The 17,873-nt window shown below is 64.7% G+C and carries 11 protein-coding genes, 6 tRNA genes, 1 other RNA gene and 3 pseudogenes; 18 read left to right on the forward strand and 3 right to left on the reverse strand.

Features of this window, described 5'->3' with window-relative positions:
* Positions 1-183: 183 nt before the first annotated feature.
* On the reverse strand, positions 184-1,395 hold the full coding sequence (locus tag BGI51_RS16910) for a pyridoxal phosphate-dependent aminotransferase (RefSeq protein ID WP_133859296.1): 1,212 nt from the start codon (positions 1,393-1,395) through the stop codon (positions 184-186).
* Between the two features lie 154 nt (positions 1,396-1,549).
* On the opposite strand from BGI51_RS16910, the gene msrB reads away from it, so the two are divergent.
* From msrB to BGI51_RS16930, 4 genes and pseudogenes are all read left to right on the forward strand, one after another.
* On the forward strand, positions 1,550-1,951 hold the full coding sequence (gene msrB, locus BGI51_RS16915) for a peptide-methionine (R)-S-oxide reductase MsrB (protein WP_187979079.1): 402 nt from the start codon (positions 1,550-1,552) through the stop codon (positions 1,949-1,951).
* Positions 1,948-2,432: pseudogene (locus BGI51_RS16920) on the forward strand (glutathione peroxidase). Before msrB ends, BGI51_RS16920 begins: the two are co-directional and overlap by 4 nt.
* 105 nt (positions 2,433-2,537) lie before the next feature.
* Positions 2,538-3,425 (forward strand): ATP-binding protein, encoded by an 888-nt coding sequence (locus BGI51_RS16925; protein WP_187979080.1) that lies wholly within the window; start codon positions 2,538-2,540, stop codon positions 3,423-3,425.
* Positions 3,422-3,910, forward strand: a complete 489-nt coding sequence (locus tag BGI51_RS16930; RefSeq protein ID WP_187979081.1) for a GAF domain-containing protein — start codon at positions 3,422-3,424, stop codon at positions 3,908-3,910. Before BGI51_RS16925 ends, BGI51_RS16930 begins: the two co-directional genes overlap by 4 nt.
* Before the next feature lie 25 nt (positions 3,911-3,935).
* Here BGI51_RS16930 and BGI51_RS16935 read toward each other — a convergent pair whose 3' ends face one another.
* The gene (locus BGI51_RS16935) at positions 3,936-4,703 is read right to left on the reverse strand and encodes a hypothetical protein (protein ID WP_252977105.1); all 768 of its coding nucleotides are present in this window, start codon (positions 4,701-4,703) and stop codon (positions 3,936-3,938) included.
* Positions 4,704-4,874: 171 nt separating this feature from the next.
* On the opposite strand from BGI51_RS16935, the gene BGI51_RS16940 reads away from it, so the two are divergent.
* The 6 genes from BGI51_RS16940 (at position 4,875) to BGI51_RS16965 (ending at position 5,472) form a co-directional block, all read left to right on the forward strand.
* Positions 4,875-4,950, forward strand: a tRNA-Glu gene (locus BGI51_RS16940).
* A gap of 6 nt (positions 4,951-4,956) precedes the next feature.
* Positions 4,957-5,032, forward strand: a tRNA-Gly gene (locus tag BGI51_RS16945).
* Positions 5,033-5,096: 64 nt separating this feature from the next.
* Positions 5,097-5,172 (forward strand) — tRNA-Glu (locus tag BGI51_RS16950).
* A gap of 4 nt (positions 5,173-5,176) precedes the next feature.
* Positions 5,177-5,252 (forward strand) — tRNA-Gly (locus tag BGI51_RS16955).
* A gap of 64 nt (positions 5,253-5,316) precedes the next feature.
* A tRNA-Glu gene (locus BGI51_RS16960) sits at positions 5,317-5,392 on the forward strand.
* Between the two features lie 4 nt (positions 5,393-5,396).
* Positions 5,397-5,472 (forward strand) — tRNA-Gly (locus BGI51_RS16965).
* A 91-nt stretch (positions 5,473-5,563) separates the two neighbouring features.
* Here the strand turns inward: BGI51_RS16965 and BGI51_RS16970 are convergent.
* Positions 5,564-6,559 (reverse strand): sulfate ABC transporter substrate-binding protein, encoded by a 996-nt coding sequence (locus BGI51_RS16970; protein ID WP_187979082.1) that lies wholly within the window; start codon positions 6,557-6,559, stop codon positions 5,564-5,566.
* Between the two features lie 167 nt (positions 6,560-6,726).
* Here BGI51_RS16970 and smc point away from each other — a divergent pair, with 167 nt between their 5' ends.
* The 8 genes and pseudogenes from smc to recR all read left to right on the forward strand — a co-directional run bounded on the left by smc (position 6,727) and on the right by recR (position 17,857).
* Positions 6,727-10,212 carry a chromosome segregation protein SMC gene (smc, locus tag BGI51_RS16975; RefSeq protein ID WP_187979083.1) on the forward strand — a complete coding sequence of 1,162 codons (3,486 nt, stop codon included), beginning with the start codon at positions 6,727-6,729 and terminating at the stop codon, positions 10,210-10,212.
* 205 nt (positions 10,213-10,417) lie between these two features.
* Positions 10,418-11,317, forward strand: coding sequence for a cell division protein ZipA (zipA, locus tag BGI51_RS16980; protein WP_187979084.1), 900 nt, complete (start codon positions 10,418-10,420; stop codon positions 11,315-11,317).
* Positions 11,318-11,431: 114 nt separating this feature from the next.
* Positions 11,432-13,815 (forward strand): annotated as a pseudogene (gene ligA, locus BGI51_RS16985) (NAD-dependent DNA ligase LigA).
* A gap of 286 nt (positions 13,816-14,101) precedes the next feature.
* Positions 14,102-14,198, forward strand: an RNA gene (ffs, locus tag BGI51_RS16990) — signal recognition particle sRNA small type.
* Between the two features lie 186 nt (positions 14,199-14,384).
* A complete protein-coding gene (locus BGI51_RS16995) occupies positions 14,385-14,666 on the forward strand; it encodes a hypothetical protein (protein WP_187979085.1) in 282 nt (93 codons plus the stop codon).
* 178 nt (positions 14,667-14,844) lie between these two features.
* A pseudogene (gene dnaX, locus BGI51_RS17000) lies at positions 14,845-16,835 on the forward strand (DNA polymerase III subunit gamma/tau).
* Between the two features lie 33 nt (positions 16,836-16,868).
* Positions 16,869-17,195, forward strand: a complete 327-nt coding sequence (locus tag BGI51_RS17005; RefSeq protein WP_007162246.1) for a YbaB/EbfC family nucleoid-associated protein — start codon at positions 16,869-16,871, stop codon at positions 17,193-17,195.
* A gap of 62 nt (positions 17,196-17,257) precedes the next feature.
* Entirely contained in the window at positions 17,258-17,857 is a 600-nt protein-coding gene (recR, locus tag BGI51_RS17010; RefSeq protein ID WP_187979086.1) for a recombination mediator RecR, read from the forward strand.
* Positions 17,858-17,873: the final 16 nt, after the last annotated feature.

The raw sequence follows: 17,873 nt of genomic DNA on the forward strand, positions 1-17,873 counted from the left end.
AGCTCCTCACAGGTTTATCTGCCGGCTATATAAGGTTCGGCCCCGATCCATTCAACGTTTCCTCTATTGCAAACTGTGTCGTCGATGGTCTGGCCGTTCAGGCGATGACGGTCACGCAAGGGCCGGCGCTGGTTGACGCCGCGGGTGGCGCCAACCGATGAAAGACCCGGAAATGCTTTACCGCTACTGGGAGTAGCCACCGAGGAAGTTGCCGATGCGGCCGATGGCCTGCTCCAGGTCATCGACGCGGGGCAGGGTGACGACGCGGAAGTGATCGGGCCAGGGCCAGTTGAAGGCCGTGCCCTGGACCACCAGCAGCTTTTCCGAGAGCAGCAGGTCGAGAACGAATTTCTCGTCGTTGTGGATGGGGCACACCTTGGGGTCGATCCGCGGGAAGGCATAGAGCGCGCCCATCGGTTTCACGCAGCTGACCCCGGGAATGTCGTTGAGCAACTCCCAGGTGCGATTGCGCTGTTCCAGCAGGCGGCCGTGCGGCAGCACCAGGTCGTTGATGCTCTGGTAGCCGCCCAGCGCGGTCTGGATCGCATGCTGCGCCGGCACGTTGGCGCACAGGCGCATGTTGGCGAGGATGTCGAGGCCTTCGATATAGCTGTGGGCGCGATGCTTGGGGCCCGAGACGATCAGCCAGCCCGAGCGGAAACCGGCGACGCGATAGGACTTGGACAGCCCGTTAAAGGTCAGGCACAGGACGTCCGGTGCAAGGGAGGCGGTGGAGATGTGCTGGGCTTCGTCGTAGAGGATCTTGTCGTAGATCTCGTCGGAGAACAGCACCAGGTTGTGCCGCCGCGCCAGTTCGACGATGCCTTCCAGCACCTCCTTGGAGTAGACCGCGCCGGTGGGGTTGTTCGGATTGATCAGCACCAGCGCCTTGGTGTTGCTGGTGATCTTGGCTTCCATGTCCGCCAGGTCGGGGAACCAGCCCGCCTGCTCGTCGCACAGGTAGTGCACCGGCTTGCCGCCGGCCAGGCTGACCGCGGCGGTCCACAGCGGATAGTCCGGCGCCGGGATCAGCACCTCGTCGTTGTTGTTGAGCAGCGCCTGCATGGCCATGACGATCAGTTCGGAGACGCCATTGCCCAGGTAGATGTCCTCGATGCCGACACCCTCGATGCGCTTCTGCTGGCAGTACTGCATCACCGCCTTGCGCGCGCTGAACAGACCCTTGGAGTCGCTGTAGCCCTGGGCGGTCGGCAGATTGCGGATGACGTCCTGCAGGATCTCCTCGGGCGCCTCGAAGCCGAAGGGTGCCGGATTGCCGATGTTGAGCTTCAGGATGCGGTGGCCTTCTTCTTCGAGGCGCTTGGCATGCTTGAGGACCGGGCCGCGGATGTCGTAGCAGACATTGGCGAGCTTGTTCGACTTGGAGACCTGCATGGGGAAATGAATCCTGGAAAAGGGCGAGAAAGACTCGGCGGGAACGGACGCCGACCGGCGCTTGGCAGCATCCGGGGCGGATGCCAGACTGAGCGGGAATCATACGGCTGCATCGCCTGTTACAAAAGATGCGCCGGCATCCAGCGAGGTCATCATGGAAAAAGTACAGCGTAGCCCGGAAGACTGGCGTGAGCGCCTGACCGACGATCAGTTTCGCGTCTGTCGCCTGGCCGCGACCGAAAGACCCTACACCGGCGCCTACTGCAATACCAAGACGCCCGGCGTCTATCACTGCGCCTGCTGTGAGCTGGAACTGTTCGACTCCAGTACCAAGTTCGATTCCGGCTGCGGCTGGCCCAGCTATTACGCGCCCATCGCCGCCGAGGCGGTAAGGGAAAAGGAGGACTTCAGTCACGGCATGCACCGCGTCGAGGTGCTCTGCGCCCGTTGCGATGCACACCTGGGACACGTCTTTCCCGACGGTCCGCCACCGACCGGCCTGCGCTACTGCATCAATTCGGTGGCCTTGCAGCTGCAACCCAGGGTCTCCGCGTGATCAAGGACCTCCTCAGCCTGCAGTTCGAAACGGCTGACGGCCAGCGGGCCTGCCTGGCCGACTGGCCGGCGCGGGCCTATCTGGTGGTCAATACCGCCAGTCGTTGCGGCTTCACCCGCCAGTACGATGGCCTCGAGCTGTTGCAGCAGCGCTATCTGGCCCAAGGGCTGCGGGTGATCGTCTTTCCCTGCAATCAGTTCGGCGGCCAGGAGCCCGGCAGCAATGCCGAGATCCAGACCTTCTGCCTGACCCGCTTCAACGTCAGCTTTCCAGTGATGGCCAAGCTCGACGTCAACGGCGACGGCGCCCATCCGCTGTTCGTCGCCCTCAAGCAGGCGGCCCGGGCCTCCTGGGCGGCGCGATCCGCTGGAATTTCACCAAGTTTTTGGTCACCCCGGCGCAGGGGCGCGTGCAGCGCTTTGCGCCCATCACCCGGCCGTCGCAGCTGGAAAAGCATGTCCGCCAGGCGCTGGCGTCCTAGCCCCTGGTTCGTCCGGCCTTTGTCTGGAAGGTGAAGGTCATACGATAATGCGCGGCCTGGCTGGCGGCTGGCCCGTTTCTCTTCTTGTCGTCAAGGATCATCCCTGTGAATGCCTCCCTAGAAGACTTTCTGCTCCACGCGCGGCAGGTGCTGGAGCGTCTCGAACCCCTGTTGCCCCATCGTCGCGAGCCGCTGGACTGGCAGCGCTGCTATGCCGCGCGCTGGCGCCGGGAAGGCCATGGCGGCTATCTGCAGCCGCTCGAGGTCAATCTGGAACTGCGCCTGGCCGATCTGCTGGGTATCGAGCGCCAGCGCGACCAGCTCGCCCGCAATACCCGGCAATTCGTGGCTGGACTGCCGGCCAACCACAGTTTGCTGTGGGGCGCGCGGGGCACCGGCAAGTCGTCGCTGATCCGGGCGTTGCTGGCGGAATATGCCGGTGAGGGTCTGCGGCTGATCGAAATCGAGCGTGACGATCTCGCCGATCTGCCCCGCGCCGTGGAGCAGCTCGCCGGTCAGCCGCAGCGCTTCGTGGTGTTCTGTGACGACCTTTCCTTCGATTCCGGCAGCGACGACTACCGGGTGCTCAAGAGCGTGCTGGATGGCTCCTTGGAGCAGGCGCCGGACAACGTGGTGCTCTATGCCACCTCCAACCGGCGTCATCTGGTGGCCGAACGACAGAGCGACAATGCCAACTGGGAGCACGTCGACGGCGAATTGCATCCGAGCGAGGCGGCCGAAGACAAGATCGCCCTGTCGGATCGCTTCGGTCTGTGGCTGTCCTTCTATCCCTTTACCCAGGATCACTATCTCGCCGTGGTGCGCCACTGGTGCGCGACCCTGGCCGGCAAGTCCGGCCTGCAGCTGGAGTGGTCCGAAGAAGCCGATCGCGAGGCCATCCGCTGGGCTTCCGGGCGCGGCAACCGCAATGGCCGCTGCGCCTATCAATTCGCCCGGCAATGGGTCGGGCTCAAACTGTTGGAGAAAGCATGACCGTAGAACTGACGGGCATAGGGGCGGGACTCGAAGGCTACGCCATGCTGGCCGCCCAGGTGGAAGCCCTGCTGGCCGGTGAGCGCAATCTGGTGGCCAATGCCGCCCAGCTGTCGGCCTTCATCTATCAGGAGGTGCCGGACTTGAACTGGGCCGGCTTCTATTTCGTCGAGGATGGGGACCAGCTGCTGCTCGGGCCTTTCCAGGGCAAGGTGGCCTGCATGCGCATTCCCTTCAGCAAGGGCGTGTGCGGGGCCGCCGCCCGCGAGCGGCGTACCCAGCGCGTCGAGGATGTCCATGCCTTTCCCGGACATATCGCCTGTGACGCCGCTTCGCGCAGCGAGCTGGTGGTGCCGCTGGTCCAGGGCGGTCGCCTGATCGGCGTACTGGATCTGGACAGTCCGCATCCGGGGCGCTTCAGCGCAGCGGATCAGGCCGGTATCGAAGCGCTGGTAGCGGCCTTTCTGGTCGCGACCGACTGCTGATCGCCGGAGGAGGGCAGGGAAGCCCTCACTCGTAGTCGTTCTTCTTGCGCCAACTGTCGTCCTTGAGCGTGTCCACGCTGTCCGACAGCTCGTTGGAGCTGCTGCTGGCCTGCTCGACCATTTCGCTCTGCTGGCGTTTCACCTGGGTGATCTGCTCTTCCAGATGGGCCAGCAACTCGGTATAGCGCTCGGGTTGCTGCTGCTTGCGAATCTGCATGATCGCCCGCTCGTACGACTGCCGCGCCTGGATGTAGTGCTCGCTCTTGATCTGCTGTTCGGCCTGATAGCGGAAGAATTCCACATAGGTCGCCGTGAGCAGATAGCGCATCTCGCCGACCCAGCGCTGCGCTTCCTGGCCGTCGAGAATGCCGATCTGGTTGGCATGGGCGACGAGTGCATGGAGCATTTCCAGATAACCGCGGACTTCCTTGACCCGCGCCTCGGTATGCACCGGCCGGGCAGCGTTAGCGACTTCGATGTCGTCGCCCTTGGCCAGGGCTTCTTCCAGTTCGGTCTTGCGTGCGGTGAGGCTGGCGGAAGGCGTCTGCAGGGCGGCGAGGCGGGCGATCAGCCCCAGCTCGATGCGGTGAAACAGCTGCTTGAGCGCCGGGGTCATCAGCTGGCCGGGCAGGCTGCCGCCCAGCTGGGCGCAGCGCTTGATGCGGTCGGTGAGATCGGCGACCAGGCGCTGCTTTTCCAGGCGTCCCGCTTCGAGCTTCTGGTTGACGAAGGCGATCATGATCAACACGAGGATGCCAAGTCCCACTACCGCTGCAATCATCGTTGAGGACATGACCTTCTCCATGGTGCTTGCCCGCCGTTTGTCGTGCGAGCGAAGTCGTTGATTTGAAAAGTATTTAATCAGCTATTGACGCCCAGGGTAAGGCTCCCTAGAATGCGCGCACTCCCAACGGCGGCAAGCGTCAGCCGAGTGGTAGGTCAGGGTCCTCAGGGATTCTACCTGGTCCCCTTCGTCTAGTGGCCTAGGACACCGCCCTTTCACGGCGGTAACAGGGGTTCGAGTCCCCTAGGGGACGCCAAAAATTGCGGGAATAGCTCAGTTGGTAGAGCACGACCTTGCCAAGGTCGGGGTCGCGAGTTCGAGTCTCGTTTCCCGCTCCAAATACAATCCGGTTGCCCTCGGGCAGGCGGATGCAAGGTGAAAGGCCTTGCGGAAAGAGGTTTCGTCCCCTTCGTCTAGTGGCCTAGGACACCGCCCTTTCACGGCGGTAACAGGGGTTCGAGTCCCCTAGGGGACGCCATATTGCGGGAATAGCTCAGTTGGTAGAGCACGACCTTGCCAAGGTCGGGGTCGCGAGTTCGAGTCTCGTTTCCCGCTCCAAACACAATCTCACGGTTTCATGACAGTGGGATGCAAGGTGAAAGGCCTTGTGGAAAGAGGTTTCGTCCCCTTCGTCTAGTGGCCTAGGACACCGCCCTTTCACGGCGGTAACAGGGGTTCGAGTCCCCTAGGGGACGCCATATTGCGGGAATAGCTCAGTTGGTAGAGCACGACCTTGCCAAGGTCGGGGTCGCGAGTTCGAGTCTCGTTTCCCGCTCCAAACACACAAAAACACCGCCTCAGGGCGGTGTTTTTGTGTGCGCGTCTTTCCGGTCCGCCAGACGCCCGGCATCAGGCCGGGCGCGAGCCGGTCACTGGGGCGTATAGATCTGGTCGAAGACCCCGCCATCGGCGAAGTGGGTCTTCTGGATGCCGCTCCAGGCACCGAATTCCTTCTGCGCATCGATCAGTTCGAGCTTGGGAAAGCGATCGGCGTACTGCGCCAGAATCTGGGCATTGCGCGGGCGCAGGAAGTTGTCCGCGGCGATCTTCTGGCCTTCGTCGGACCAGAGATACCTGAGGTAGTCCTCGGCCTCGGCGCGGGTGCCCTTCTTGTCGACGACACTGTCGACCACGCTCACCGGCGGCTCGGCCTGCACCGAGATGCTCGGATAGACCACCTCAAAGCCACCGCGACCGAATTCCCGCGCGATCATCTCGGCTTCGTTCTCGAAGGTCACTAGGACATCGCCCTGCTGGTTCTTCATGAAGGTGGTGGTGGCGGCGCGACCGCCGGTATCCAGGATGGGTACGTGCTTGAACAGCTCGGTGACGAAGCCGCGGGCTTTCTGCTCATCGCCACCAGGTTGGCGCAGGGCGTAGGTCCAGGCGGAAAGATAGGTGTAGCGACCATTCCCGGAGGTCTTGGGATTGGGCACGATCACCTGGACGCCATCCTTGAGCAGATCGGACCAGTCATGGATGCCCTTGGGATTGCCCTGGCGCACGATGAGTACCGTGGCCGAGGTGAAGGGCGCGCTGCGATCGGGCAGGCGGCTTTCCCAGTCCTTGGGCACCAGGCCGCGATCGGCCAGGGCCTGGATGTCGGTCGCCTGGTTCATGGTGATGACGTCGGCCTGCAGACCGTCGATGACCGCGCGCGCCTGCTTGCTGGAGCCGCCGTGGGACATCTGGATCACCGGCGTTTCGCCGTGCTCGGCTTTCCAGTGCGCCTGGAAGGCCGGATTGTAGTCCTTGTAGAAGTCACGCATCACGTCGTAGGAGACGTTGAGCAGCGGCGGGGCGGCCAGGATCTGGGTGCTGGCCGCCAGGGCGGCGGCGAGCAGGGTGAGGCGAAGGATCTGCATGGGGGCATCCTGCGAGTGGGGGTGCAGGACTATAGCCTGTCGTCCCGACAGCGTGCAGAACGCCTGGAAATAAGCTCATGCGCGGCGACGGCAGTCGTGGTCGCCAGTGGTAGACTTTCACCCTTTCGCCTGCGGTTGGCACGGCGCGGTGGACAAGGGCTCCTGATATGCGGTTGAGGTCGATCAAGCTGGCGGGATTTAAATCCTTCGTCGATCCGACGACGGTGAATTTCCCGAGCAACATGGCAGCGGTGGTCGGCCCCAACGGTTGTGGCAAGTCGAACATCATCGACGCCGTGCGCTGGGTGATGGGCGAGAGTTCGGCCAAGAATCTGCGCGGCGAGTCGATGACCGACGTCATCTTCAACGGCTCCAACAGCCGCAAGCCGGTGTCGCAGGCCTCCATCGAACTGATCTTCGACAACTCCGACCACACCCTGGTGGGGGAGTACGCGAGCTACGCGGAAATCTCCATTCGCCGGCGGGTGACCCGCGAAGGCCAGAACACCTATTTTCTCAACGGCACCAAGTGCCGCCGGCGCGACATCACCGACATCTTCCTCGGTACCGGCCTCGGCCCGCGCAGCTATTCGATCATCGAGCAGGGAATGATCTCCAAGCTGATCGAGGCGCGTCCGGAGGATCTGCGGCACTACATCGAGGAAGCCGCCGGCATCTCCAAGTACAAGGAGCGGCGGCGCGAGACCGAGAATCGCATCCGCCGCACCCAGGAGAATCTCGCCCGTCTTACCGACCTGCGCGAAGAGCTGGAGCGTCAGCTGGAGCGGCTGCACCGTCAGGCGCAGTCGGCCGAGCGCTTTCAGGCGTTCAGGCAGGAGGAGCGGCAACTCAAGGCGCAGTTGCAGACGGTGCGCTGGCGCGAACTGGATGGTCGCGTCGAGCAGCGCGAAAAGGTGATCCGCGACCAGGAGACCGCGCTCGAGGCCCTGACCGCCGAGCAGCGCCAGGCGGATGCCGGTATCGAGCGGCTGCGCGACGGTCATCACGAGCTGAGCGAAGCCTTCAACCTGGTGCAGGGCCGCTTCTACTCCCTGGGGGGTGACATCGCTCGCCTGGAGCAGACCATCCAGCATGGTCAGCAGCGCCAGCGGCAGTTGCAGGACGATCTGCGCGAAGCCGAACAGGCCCGCAGCGAAGCCGAGTCCCACCTGGAGCACGACCGGGTGCTGCTCGCCACCTTCGAGGAAGAGCTGGCGATGCTCGAGCCCGAGGAAGAGGCGGCCCGGGAGCTGGGCGAGGAGGGCGGTGCCGCGCTGGAAGAGGCGGAGCTGGCGCTGGCGGACTGGCAGCAGCGCTGGGAGGCACTCAGTGCGGCGAGCGTCGAGCCACAGCGGGAAGCGGACGTGCAGCAGGCACGCATCCGCTCGCTGGAACAGAGTCTGGAGCGCGGCACGGAACGTCGGCGTCGACTGCGCGACGAGCGCACCCTGCTGGGCGAGGACGGTCCGTCCGAGCGCCTGGTCATGCTGGAAGAGCAGATCGCCGAAGACGAGTTGCTGCTGGAAGGCCTGGCCGAGCAGGAATTGCAGGTTGCCGAGGGTTTGCAGCGGCTGCGGGAAGAATTGCTGGGGCTGGCGGGCGAGCAGAGTCAGCGTCAGGGCGAGTTGCAGCGGCTGGAAGGTCGCATCGCCTCGCTGGAGGCCCTGCAGCAGGCGGCCCTTGCTCCCACAACCGGGGTAGCCCAGTGGCTCGCAGCCGAAGGGCTCGACCAGGCGCCGCAGCTGGCCGACGAGGTGCAGGTCACCCCCGGTTGGGAACTGGCCGTGGAAACCGTGCTGGGTAGCGATCTGCAGGCGGTTTGCCTGGATGATCTGGCGTCCCTGCGGCTCGACACCTTCGCCAGTGGCGCCCTGAACCTGGCGCTGCCCGGTTCGGTAGCGGTGGCGGTGGGCAGCCTGCTGGAGCAGGTGCAGGCACCGCGCGACCTGTCGCCCTGGCTGGGTCAGGTGCTGATCGCGAACAGTTACGACGAAGCCCTGGCGCGGCGGCCGGCCCTGGCCCCAGGGCAGAGTCTGATCACGCCGGAAGGCTATTGGGTCTCCCGGCATTTCCTGCGTGTGCGGCGTGCCCAGGCGGCCGAAGGCAGTGTCCTGGCCCGCGGACGCGAACTGGAAGAGTTGCAGGCACGGCGCCTGGAGTTGAGCGAAGCGCTCGCCCTCCAAGAAGAACGGCTGGAAGAGCGTCGCGCGGCCCAGCAGCGGCTGGAAGGCGAGCGTGAAGAGGCGCGGCGGCGCCAGCAGCAGGAGCAGCAGCGGCTGGCCGAATCGCGCGCCCAGCTGTCTGCGCAACAGGCAAGGGCTGAACAGTTGAGCATCCGTCGTCGGCAGCTGGAGGCCGAGCTCAAGGATGTCGAGCAGCAGTTGGCGCATGAGCAGGAGGAGTTGGGCGAATGCCGGTTGCGCCTGCAGGACGCCCTGGATGCCATGGCCGTGGATACCGAGCAGCGCGCGCTATTGCAGGAACAGCGCGATCGTCATCGGCAGGCGGTGGAAGCGGCGCGCCAGCGCCAGCGCCAGGCTCAGGAACAACTGCATCAGCTGACGGTGCGGCTGACCACCCTGAGAGCCCAGCGTCAGTCGACTCTCCAGGCGCTGGAGCGGCTGGAGTTGCAGACCGCGCGCCTCGGCGAGCGCTGCGAGCAGCTCAATCTCAATCTGGAGGAAGGCGGCGAACCCCTCGACGAATTACGCCTGCGCCTGGAAGAGTTGCTGGAGCGGCGCCTGCAGGTGGACGAGGAAATGCGCACGGCACGGCTGGCGCTGGAGGATGCCGATCGGGAGTTGCGTGATTTCGAGCGGCGGCGGCTGCAGGCGGAACAGCAGGCGACGCTGCTGCGCGGCCAGCTGGAGCAGCATCGCCTGGAGTGGCAGGGCCTGGCGACCCGGCGCAGTGGCTTCGCCGAGCAGCTGGCGGCCGACGGCTACGACCTGCCGACGGTGATCGCGACCCTGCCTGCGGAGGCCAGCGAAGCCGCCTGGGAAGAGCAGCTGGAGGCGGTTGCGGCGCGTATCGCCCGACTCGGGCCGATCAACCTCGCGGCCATCGACGAATATCAGCAGCAGGCCGAGCGCAAGACCTATCTGGATGCCCAGAATTCCGATCTGGTGGAGGCACTGGAGACCCTGGAAAGCGTCATTCGCAAGATCGATCGGGAGACCCGCAATCGTTTCAAGGACACCTTCGACCAGATCAATCATGGCCTGCAGGCCCTGTTCCCAAAAGTTTTCGGGGGTGGCAGTGCCTACCTGGAACTTACTGGGGAAGATTTACTCGATACCGGGGTTGCGATCATGGCGCGGCCGCCGGGCAAGAAGAACAGCACCATTCATTTGTTGTCGGGTGGCGAAAAGGCCCTGACGGCGCTGGCGCTGGTCTTTGCCATCTTCCAGTTGAATCCGGCGCCGTTCTGCATGCTCGATGAAGTGGATGCACCCCTGGATGACGCCAACGTCGGTCGCTATGCGCGGCTGGTCAAGAGCATGTCGGAGAAGGTGCAGTTCATTTACATCACGCACAACAAGATCGCCATGGAGATGGCCGATCAGCTGCTGGGGGTGACCATGCACGAACCGGGCTGTTCTCGGCTGGTGGCGGTGGATGTGGAAGAGGCGGTGGCCATGGTCGATGCCTAGTACCCCACAGCCTCGCGGCTTGGCGGTGTAAAGTTGGCAGCAGTCGTGCTAGCTTATGGCCGCGCTAGCGGTAAGTGGAAAAAGCTAGGAAGAACACTGACTTGGCGTAGGTTTCGGAGGTTTTGGAAAGACCTCGCAAGCGTCGACTTTCCAAAGTTTCCCGACGGGTGTCGGTCCATTATTTTCACAGGGGTATGTCTTTTTCATGGATATGGGTCTGCGCGAGTGGCTGATCATCATCGGCGTCATCGTCATCGCCGGTATTCTGTTCGATGGTTGGCGTCGCATGAGCGGCAAGGGCAAGCTCAAGTTCAAGCTTGACCAGTCGCTGAACAACCATCCGGAACACGAGGACGAGGATCCGGAAATCGTTGGCCCGACACGGGTGATAGAGCCCAAGGAGCCCTCCCTGGATGATCCGGGCGAGCCGACGCCACCGCGCTCCACCCAGCGCAAGCGCCGCGATGAACGCCGCGAAGAACCCAGTGCCGACAGCTTCGACCTGTCCGCCAGCGACGAAAGCCTGGCAGGCCTGGCCGTCGATTCCGATGAAGTCGCCATCCGTGGTCGCGACAAGCCGCGCAAGGACAAGCCGCTGAGCAGCAAGGCACCCGAGCGCGAGCCGATCAGCGATCCCGTCGGCACGGGCAACAGCCAGGCGGCCATGGCGCCGGTGGACGAGGTGCTGGTGATCAACGTCATCTCCCGTGACGAGAAGGGCTTTTCCGGTCCAGCGCTGCTGCAGAGCATCCTGGAAAGCGGACTGCGCTTCGGCGACATGGATATCTTCCATCGTCACGAGAGCATGTCGGGCAATGGCGAGGTGCTGTTCTCCATGGCCAATGCCGTGCGTCCGGGCACCTTCGACCTGGATGCCATCGACGACTTCCATACCCCGGCGGTGAGCTTCTTCCTGGGTCTGCCCGGTCCGCGCCATCCCAAGCAGGCCTTCGACCTGATGGTGGCAGCGGCGCGCAAACTGTCGTCCGAGCTCAATGGCGAGCTGAAGGACGAGCAGCGCAGCGTCATGACCGCCCAGACCATCGAACACTATCGCCAGCGCATCGTCGATTTCGAGCGCAAGAGCCTGATGCTCAAGCGCTGATCGCGCCGGAGCGAACCAAGAGCAGCCTCGGCTGCTCTTTTTGTTTGTAAGTTTTGCCGCGGCGCCCTGGGTGCCGCCAGGGCCACCCCTGGGTGGCGACAGTGAGAGACCGCCATGACCGACGCCCAAGATGCCGTCAGCCGGATCGCCGCCCTGCGCAGCGAGATCGACGCCCACAACTACCGCTACTACGTGCTGGACGAGCCGAGCGTGCCCGATGCCGAGTACGACCGGCTGTTCGGCGAACTCAAGGCGCTGGAGGCCGAGCATCCCGAGTTGGTGACACCCGACTCGCCCACCCAGAGGGTGAGCGGCTCGGCCCTGGCCGCCTTTGGCACCATTCGCCATGAAGTACCCATGCTCAGCCTGGGCAACGCCTTTGCCGACGAGAACCTGCAGGATTTCGACCGCAGCGTGGGCAAGCGCCTGCGTGAGGAATTCGGCGAGACCGACTTCGCCGGACCGGATTCCGGTGTCGAGTACACCTGCGAGCCCAAGCTCGATGGGCTGGCGGTCAGTCTGCTGTACGAGAACGGCCTGTTGACCCGCGGCGCTACCCGCGGCGACGGTACCACCGGCGAAGACATCACCACCAATGTGCGCACCATCCGCAACGTCCCGCTGCGCTTGCAGGGCGAAGGGTGGCCGGCGGTGCTGGAGGTGCGTGGCGAGGTGTTCATGTCCCGTGCCGGTTTCGAGACGCTCAACGTCCGGGCCATGGAAAGCGGCGGCAAGACCTTCGCCAATCCGCGCAACGCCGCGGCCGGCAGTCTGCGCCAGCTGGATTCGCGGATCACCGCCCAGCGGCCGCTGGAGTTCTGCTGCTACGGTTTCGGGCGGGTCGAGGGCGGGACTCTGCCGGACACCCAGTACGACATTCTTCAGCAGCTCCGGGAGTGGGGCATTCCCATCAGTCGCGAACTGCGCAAGGTGCAGGGCGCGGAAGGTTGTCGGGCCTACTATCAGGACATCGGCCAGCGCCGCGATGCCCTGGCCTACGAGATCGATGGCGTGGTCTACAAGGTCAATCGACTCGACTGGCAGGGCGAGCTGGGTTTCCGCGCGCGGGAACCGCGCTGGGCGCTGGCGCACAAGTTTCCCGCCCGGGAAGAGCTGACCGAATTGCTCAATGTCGAATTCCAGGTGGGGCGTACCGGTGCCATCACCCCCGTGGCCCGGCTCAAGCCGGTGCAGGTGGCAGGCGTCACCGTGACCAACGCCACCCTGCACAACATGGACGAGATCGCCCGGCTGGGTGTGATGATCGGCGACAGCGTGATCGTGCGCCGCGCCGGCGATGTCATCCCGCAGATCATGCAGGTGGTGCCGGAGCGGCGACCGGCGGATGCCCGGCCGGTGGCGATCCCCACCCAGTGCCCGGTGTGCGGTTCGGCGGTGGAGCGTACCCAGCTGATCAAGCGCGGCAAGGGCAAGGAGTCGATCAGCGAAGGCGTGGTCTATCGCTGTGTCGGTCGCCTGGCCTGCCAGGCGCAACTCAAGCAGGCGATCATTCACTTCGCCTCGCGGCGCGCCATGGACATCGACGGCCTCGGCGATCGCATCGTCGAGCAACTGGTGGACCGCGACCTGGTGAAGTCCCCCGCCGATCTGTGCACCCTGACCTACGAGCAGGTGGTCGCGCTGGAAGGCTTCGCCGAGGTGTCCAGTCGCAATCTGCTGGCGGCCATCGAAGCCAGCCGCCAGCCGACGCTGGCCCGCTTCATCTTCGCCCTCGGCATCCCCGAGGTGGGCGAAGAGACCGCCAAGCGCCTGGCACGCGCCCTGGGCAGTCTGCAGCGCATTCGCGAGGCGCTGCCGGAGGTGCTGGTCTATCTGCCGGACATCGGGCCGGAGGTGGCCTTCGAGATCCACAACTTCTTCCAGTCCGCGCACAACCGCGAGGTTCTGGAGGCGCTGCTGGCCAACGGCATCGCGCTGGCGGACGAGGGTGAGGTGCACGCCGAATTCTCCGGCTATGCCGCCTTCGCCGACTTCCTCGACCAGTTGCACATTCCCTCTCTGGGCAAGACCGGCGCCAAGACCCTGGCCGCTGCCTTTCCCAGCCTGGCGGCCCTGATCGAGGGCTCGCAGGACTGGCTGACCTTCAAGACCCTCGCCGGTCTCAACGAGCGGGCCAAGCAAGGGCTGCGTGAGTACTTCGCCGAGGCGGACAACGTCGCCCGGGCGCTCGCCATCGAGGCCCAGCTCAAGGCCTTCGGCATGCACTGGGAAAGCACCCGGCAGGCCGTGCAGGGCCTGCCGTTCGCCGGCCAGACCTGGGTGCTCACCGGAACGCTGGAGGCCATGAGTCGCGACGAGGCCAAGGAGCGCCTGGAGGCATTGGGCGCCAAGGTCTCGGGTTCGGTCTCGGCCAAGACCGCCGTGGTGGTCGCCGGTCCGGGGCGGGGTCCAAGCTGACCAAGGCGAACGAGCTGGGAGTGAAGGTGCTGGACGAGGACGCCTTCCTGCAGATCCTCGAGGCCCAGGGCGTTCGCTAACGAGAGGAGCAAGCTCCGGTCGTGCGGACAATACCTGCGGCCGAGGCGGCTCGTGTTCACTGGATCTGGTACGGGTGGTCCGATCCTGTGGCCGCCTTGCTCAATACCCTTGTCTGGCTATCGCTAGCAGAAGGTCGTAGGCGTTTGATCCGGAGCGGGACAGTTTTGCCGTTCCAGGTATCATCCGTTGTCCCTTGGCGAACCTAAGTCCTTGTATGGCTTGCAACTTCGCCCCAACCGCGTAGAATGATGCACCTCACCTCAGGGTGAGGCGTTATGGTGGCTCTGTCGGTCCCCCCGCAACGATCAACCGTGAACCCGGTCAGGCCCGGAAGGGAGCAGCCGCAGCGGTGATGTCGTGTGCCGGGGTGTGGCTGGCGGGGCCACCTCCATTTCTGCCCCCCGCTTTTCCTCTTCCCGCTTTTCCCCTTCCTTTCCTGTCTCGCCTTCCAGCGCTCGGCGAAGTACGCCACACGGCTTTCGTGATGAAATGCACTGTTTTGGTTCATGGCTCTGTGCCATCATGCGCACCGCACCATCATTACTGGACGAATGTCCAAGGATTCATCGTGAAGAACGGACTCGAAAGCGCAGGACGCGCCCTGAGCAATGGCCTCCATCCCTATCGTGTCGACTGCCGGCGCGACACCGAGGCGACGCTGGTCGCGCAGATTCACCACCCCTTGGAGCCCCTGCTGCTGATCAGGATCGACCTGACCAACGAGGAGGCGAACAACCCCTTCAAGATGAACGCCATCGTGAGCCGCCTGCGCGGCCAGCTGGATGCCCTGGCAGCCTATGTTTCCAGCGTTGTCCTGGCTGATGGCGAAGACCACTGTCGACGTGCCTGAAACGGCTTTTTGCGTGCCGTTTTCCCTCCTGATCGCTTGAAAATGCGCCTGGCTGCCTCCATCTGGCAAGGTAGTCGCCGTCCGCGTGGCGGCGTCCCGATGCCACGCCGCGGGATGCAATCGCGGCCCCTCTTCGTTAGCATGTGCTCCCCCCACGTCTTCTCCTGATCAGGTCTCGATGAGTTACCAGGTTCTTGCGCGCAAATGGCGCCCGCGGTCGTTCCGCGAAATGGTCGGCCAGACCCATGTGCTCAAGGCGCTGATCAATGCGCTGGATAACGAGCGGCTGCACCATGCCTATCTGTTCACCGGCACCCGCGGGGTGGGCAAGACCACCATCGCGCGGATCCTGGCCAAGTGCCTGAATTGCGAGACCGGCGTCAGCTCGACGCCGTGCGGCAGTTGCTCGGTGTGCCGCGAGATCGATGAAGGCCGCTTCGTCGACCTCATCGAGGTGGACGCGGCCAGTCGCACCAAGGTGGAAGACACCCGCGAGCTGCTGGAGAACGTGCAGTACGCACCGTCCCGCGGTCGCTACAAGGTGTACCTCATCGACGAGGTGCACATGCTTTCCACCCACAGCTTCAACGCCCTGCTCAAGACGCTGGAGGAGCCACCGCCCCACGTCAAGTTCCTGCTCGCCACCACCGATCCGCAGAAGCTGCCGGTTACCATTCTCTCGCGCTGCCTGCAGTTCTCGCTGAAGAACATGCCGCCGGAGCGGGTCGTTGCCCACCTGCAGCAGGTGCTCGCCGCGGAAGGCATTCCCTTCGAGGACGATGCGCTCTGGCTGCTGGGTCGTGCGGCCGATGGCTCCATGCGCGATGCCATGAGCCTGACCGATCAGGCGATCGCCTTTGGCGAGGGCAAGGTGCTGGCCGCCGATGTGCGCGCCATGCTCGGGACCCTCGATCATGGCCAGGTCTATGACGTACTCCAGGCCTTGCTGGAAGGTGATGGTCGCGCCGTGCTGGACGCGGTTCGCCATCTGGCCGAGCAGGGCCCCGACTGGGCGGGGTGCTGGCCGAGCTGCTCAATGTGCTGCACCGCGTGGCCATCGCCCAGGTGCTGCCCGATGCGGTGGACAACGGCCAGGGCGATCGCGAGCGGGTGCTGAGCCTGGCGCAGACGCTGCCGGCGGAAGATGTCCAGTACTACTACCAGCTGGGTCTGGTTGGCCGGCGCGATCTGCCGCTGGCTCCGGAGCCGCGCCATGGCTTCGAGATGGTCCTGCTGCGCATGCTGGCCTTCCGGCCTGCCGGCGCGGCGATTACCGAGCGACCGGCACTAAAGACGACAGGAGCCAGCCCGGCCACGGCTGACTCCAACCCCCGTCCGGTGGCCGCGGCGGTTACGGTGGCCGCAACGCCTGCCCCCAGGCCTCAGGCAGCCCCTGCGCCTGCTCCCGAGCCGTCACCTGCAAGTAATACCACCCCTATGGAAGTGCCGGTCGATCTTCCCTGGGAGGAGGCTGGGCAAGCAGAGGTCAAGGCGGCAGCGGCGCCAGCCCCCGCATCGGTGATACAGGTCGCTGCGCCCGCCGCTCAGGCGGCGCCCAGCGCCGCGCCCACGCCACGGGTCGAGACGACGCCGGACGCCACGGTGATCGCCGAACTGCCGGCGTACACCGCTGGTGACGATCTGGATGGTGACGAAGAGCCGCCACCCGCCGAGGATTACTACGAGGTGGGGCTGGACGACTATCTCGACAGCCTCGGCGAGCCGCCTGCCGAAGCGGTGACCGCGGCGCCGACGCCGGCGGTGCGACCGGCCACGGGCCTGGCAGCCGATTGGCAGGCGTTGTTCCCTGATCTCAAGCTGGGCGGACTGACCGCCAGTATCGCCGCCAACTGCACCCTGGTGGCCATGGACGGCGATCGCTGGCACCTGCACCTGGATCCGGCGCAGAGCGCCCTGTTCAATGCCAACCAGCAGCGCCGGCTCAACGATGCGCTGAACCAGCAGCAGGGACGCCCCATTACGCTCGAGGTCACCATCCAGACCCCGGAGCAGGAGACGCCCGCCCAGGCCGCCGCGCGGCGCCGGGCGGAGCGGCAGCGGCAGGCGGAGTTGTCGATCCAGGACGACCCGCTCATCCGCCAGATGATGCAACAGTTCGCCGCCACGGTGCGCGCGGGTACCATCGAGCCGGTCGACACCCAAGCCTGACCGGTTTTCCATTCATAGTTCGAGGTAGCAGACATGATGAAAGGTGGCATGGCCGGCCTGATGAAGCAGGCCCAGCAGATGCAGGAAAAGATGCAGAAGATGCAGGAAGAGCTGGCAAACGCCGAAGTGACCGGTCAATCCGGCGCCGGCCTGGTCAGCGTCGTCATGACCGGCCGACACGACGTCAAGCGCGTCAGCCTGGACGACAGCCTGATGCAGGAAGACAAGGAAATCCTCGAAGACCTGATCGCCGCCGCGGTGAACGACGCCGTGCGCAAGATCGAGCAGAACAGCCAGGACAAGATGTCCGGCATGACCTCCGGGATGCAGCTGCCGCCCGGCTTCAAGATGCCTTTCTAGGTTGTTCCAGCTGCGGGTGTCCATCGGGCACCCGTTTCTCCCGCCTTCCAGTACGGTAGTCCATGAGCTTCAGTCCCCTGATTCGCCAATTGATCGATGCGCTCCGGGTTCTGCCCGGGGTCGGCCAGAAGTCCGCCCAGCGCATGGCCCTGCAACTGCTCGAACGCGAACGCCAGGGTGGCCAGCGCCTGGCCAGTGCCCTCAGCGCCGCCATGGAAGGGGTCGGGTACTGCCAGCGCTGCCGCACCCTGAGCGAAGACGAGATCTGCGGCTTCTGCGCCGACAGCCGCCGTGACGACAGCATCCTCTGTGTGGTGGAAGGCCCCATGGATGTCTTCGCCGTGGAGCAGACCGGCTATCGCGGACGCTACTTCGTGCTAAAGGGGCACCTGTCGCCCATTGACGGCCTGGGTCCGGACGCCATCGGCGTACCCGAGCTCGAACGGCGTGTCAGCGAGGGCGGTTTCCAGGAAATGATCATCGCCACCAATCCCACGGTGGAAGGCGAGGCGACCGCCTACTACATCGCCCAGCTGCTGGCGCCCAAGGGCCTGACCATTTCCCGCATCGCCCACGGCGTGCCCCTGGGTGGCGAACTGGACCTGGTCGATGGCGGTACCCTGACCCACGCCTTTGCCGGGCGCAAGCCGATAGCGCTCTAGCACTGCGCTGTCCCGT

This window comes from Pseudomonas oryzihabitans (assembly GCF_014522265.1).
Taxonomy (GTDB): domain Bacteria; phylum Pseudomonadota; class Gammaproteobacteria; order Pseudomonadales; family Pseudomonadaceae; genus Chryseomonas; species Chryseomonas aestiva.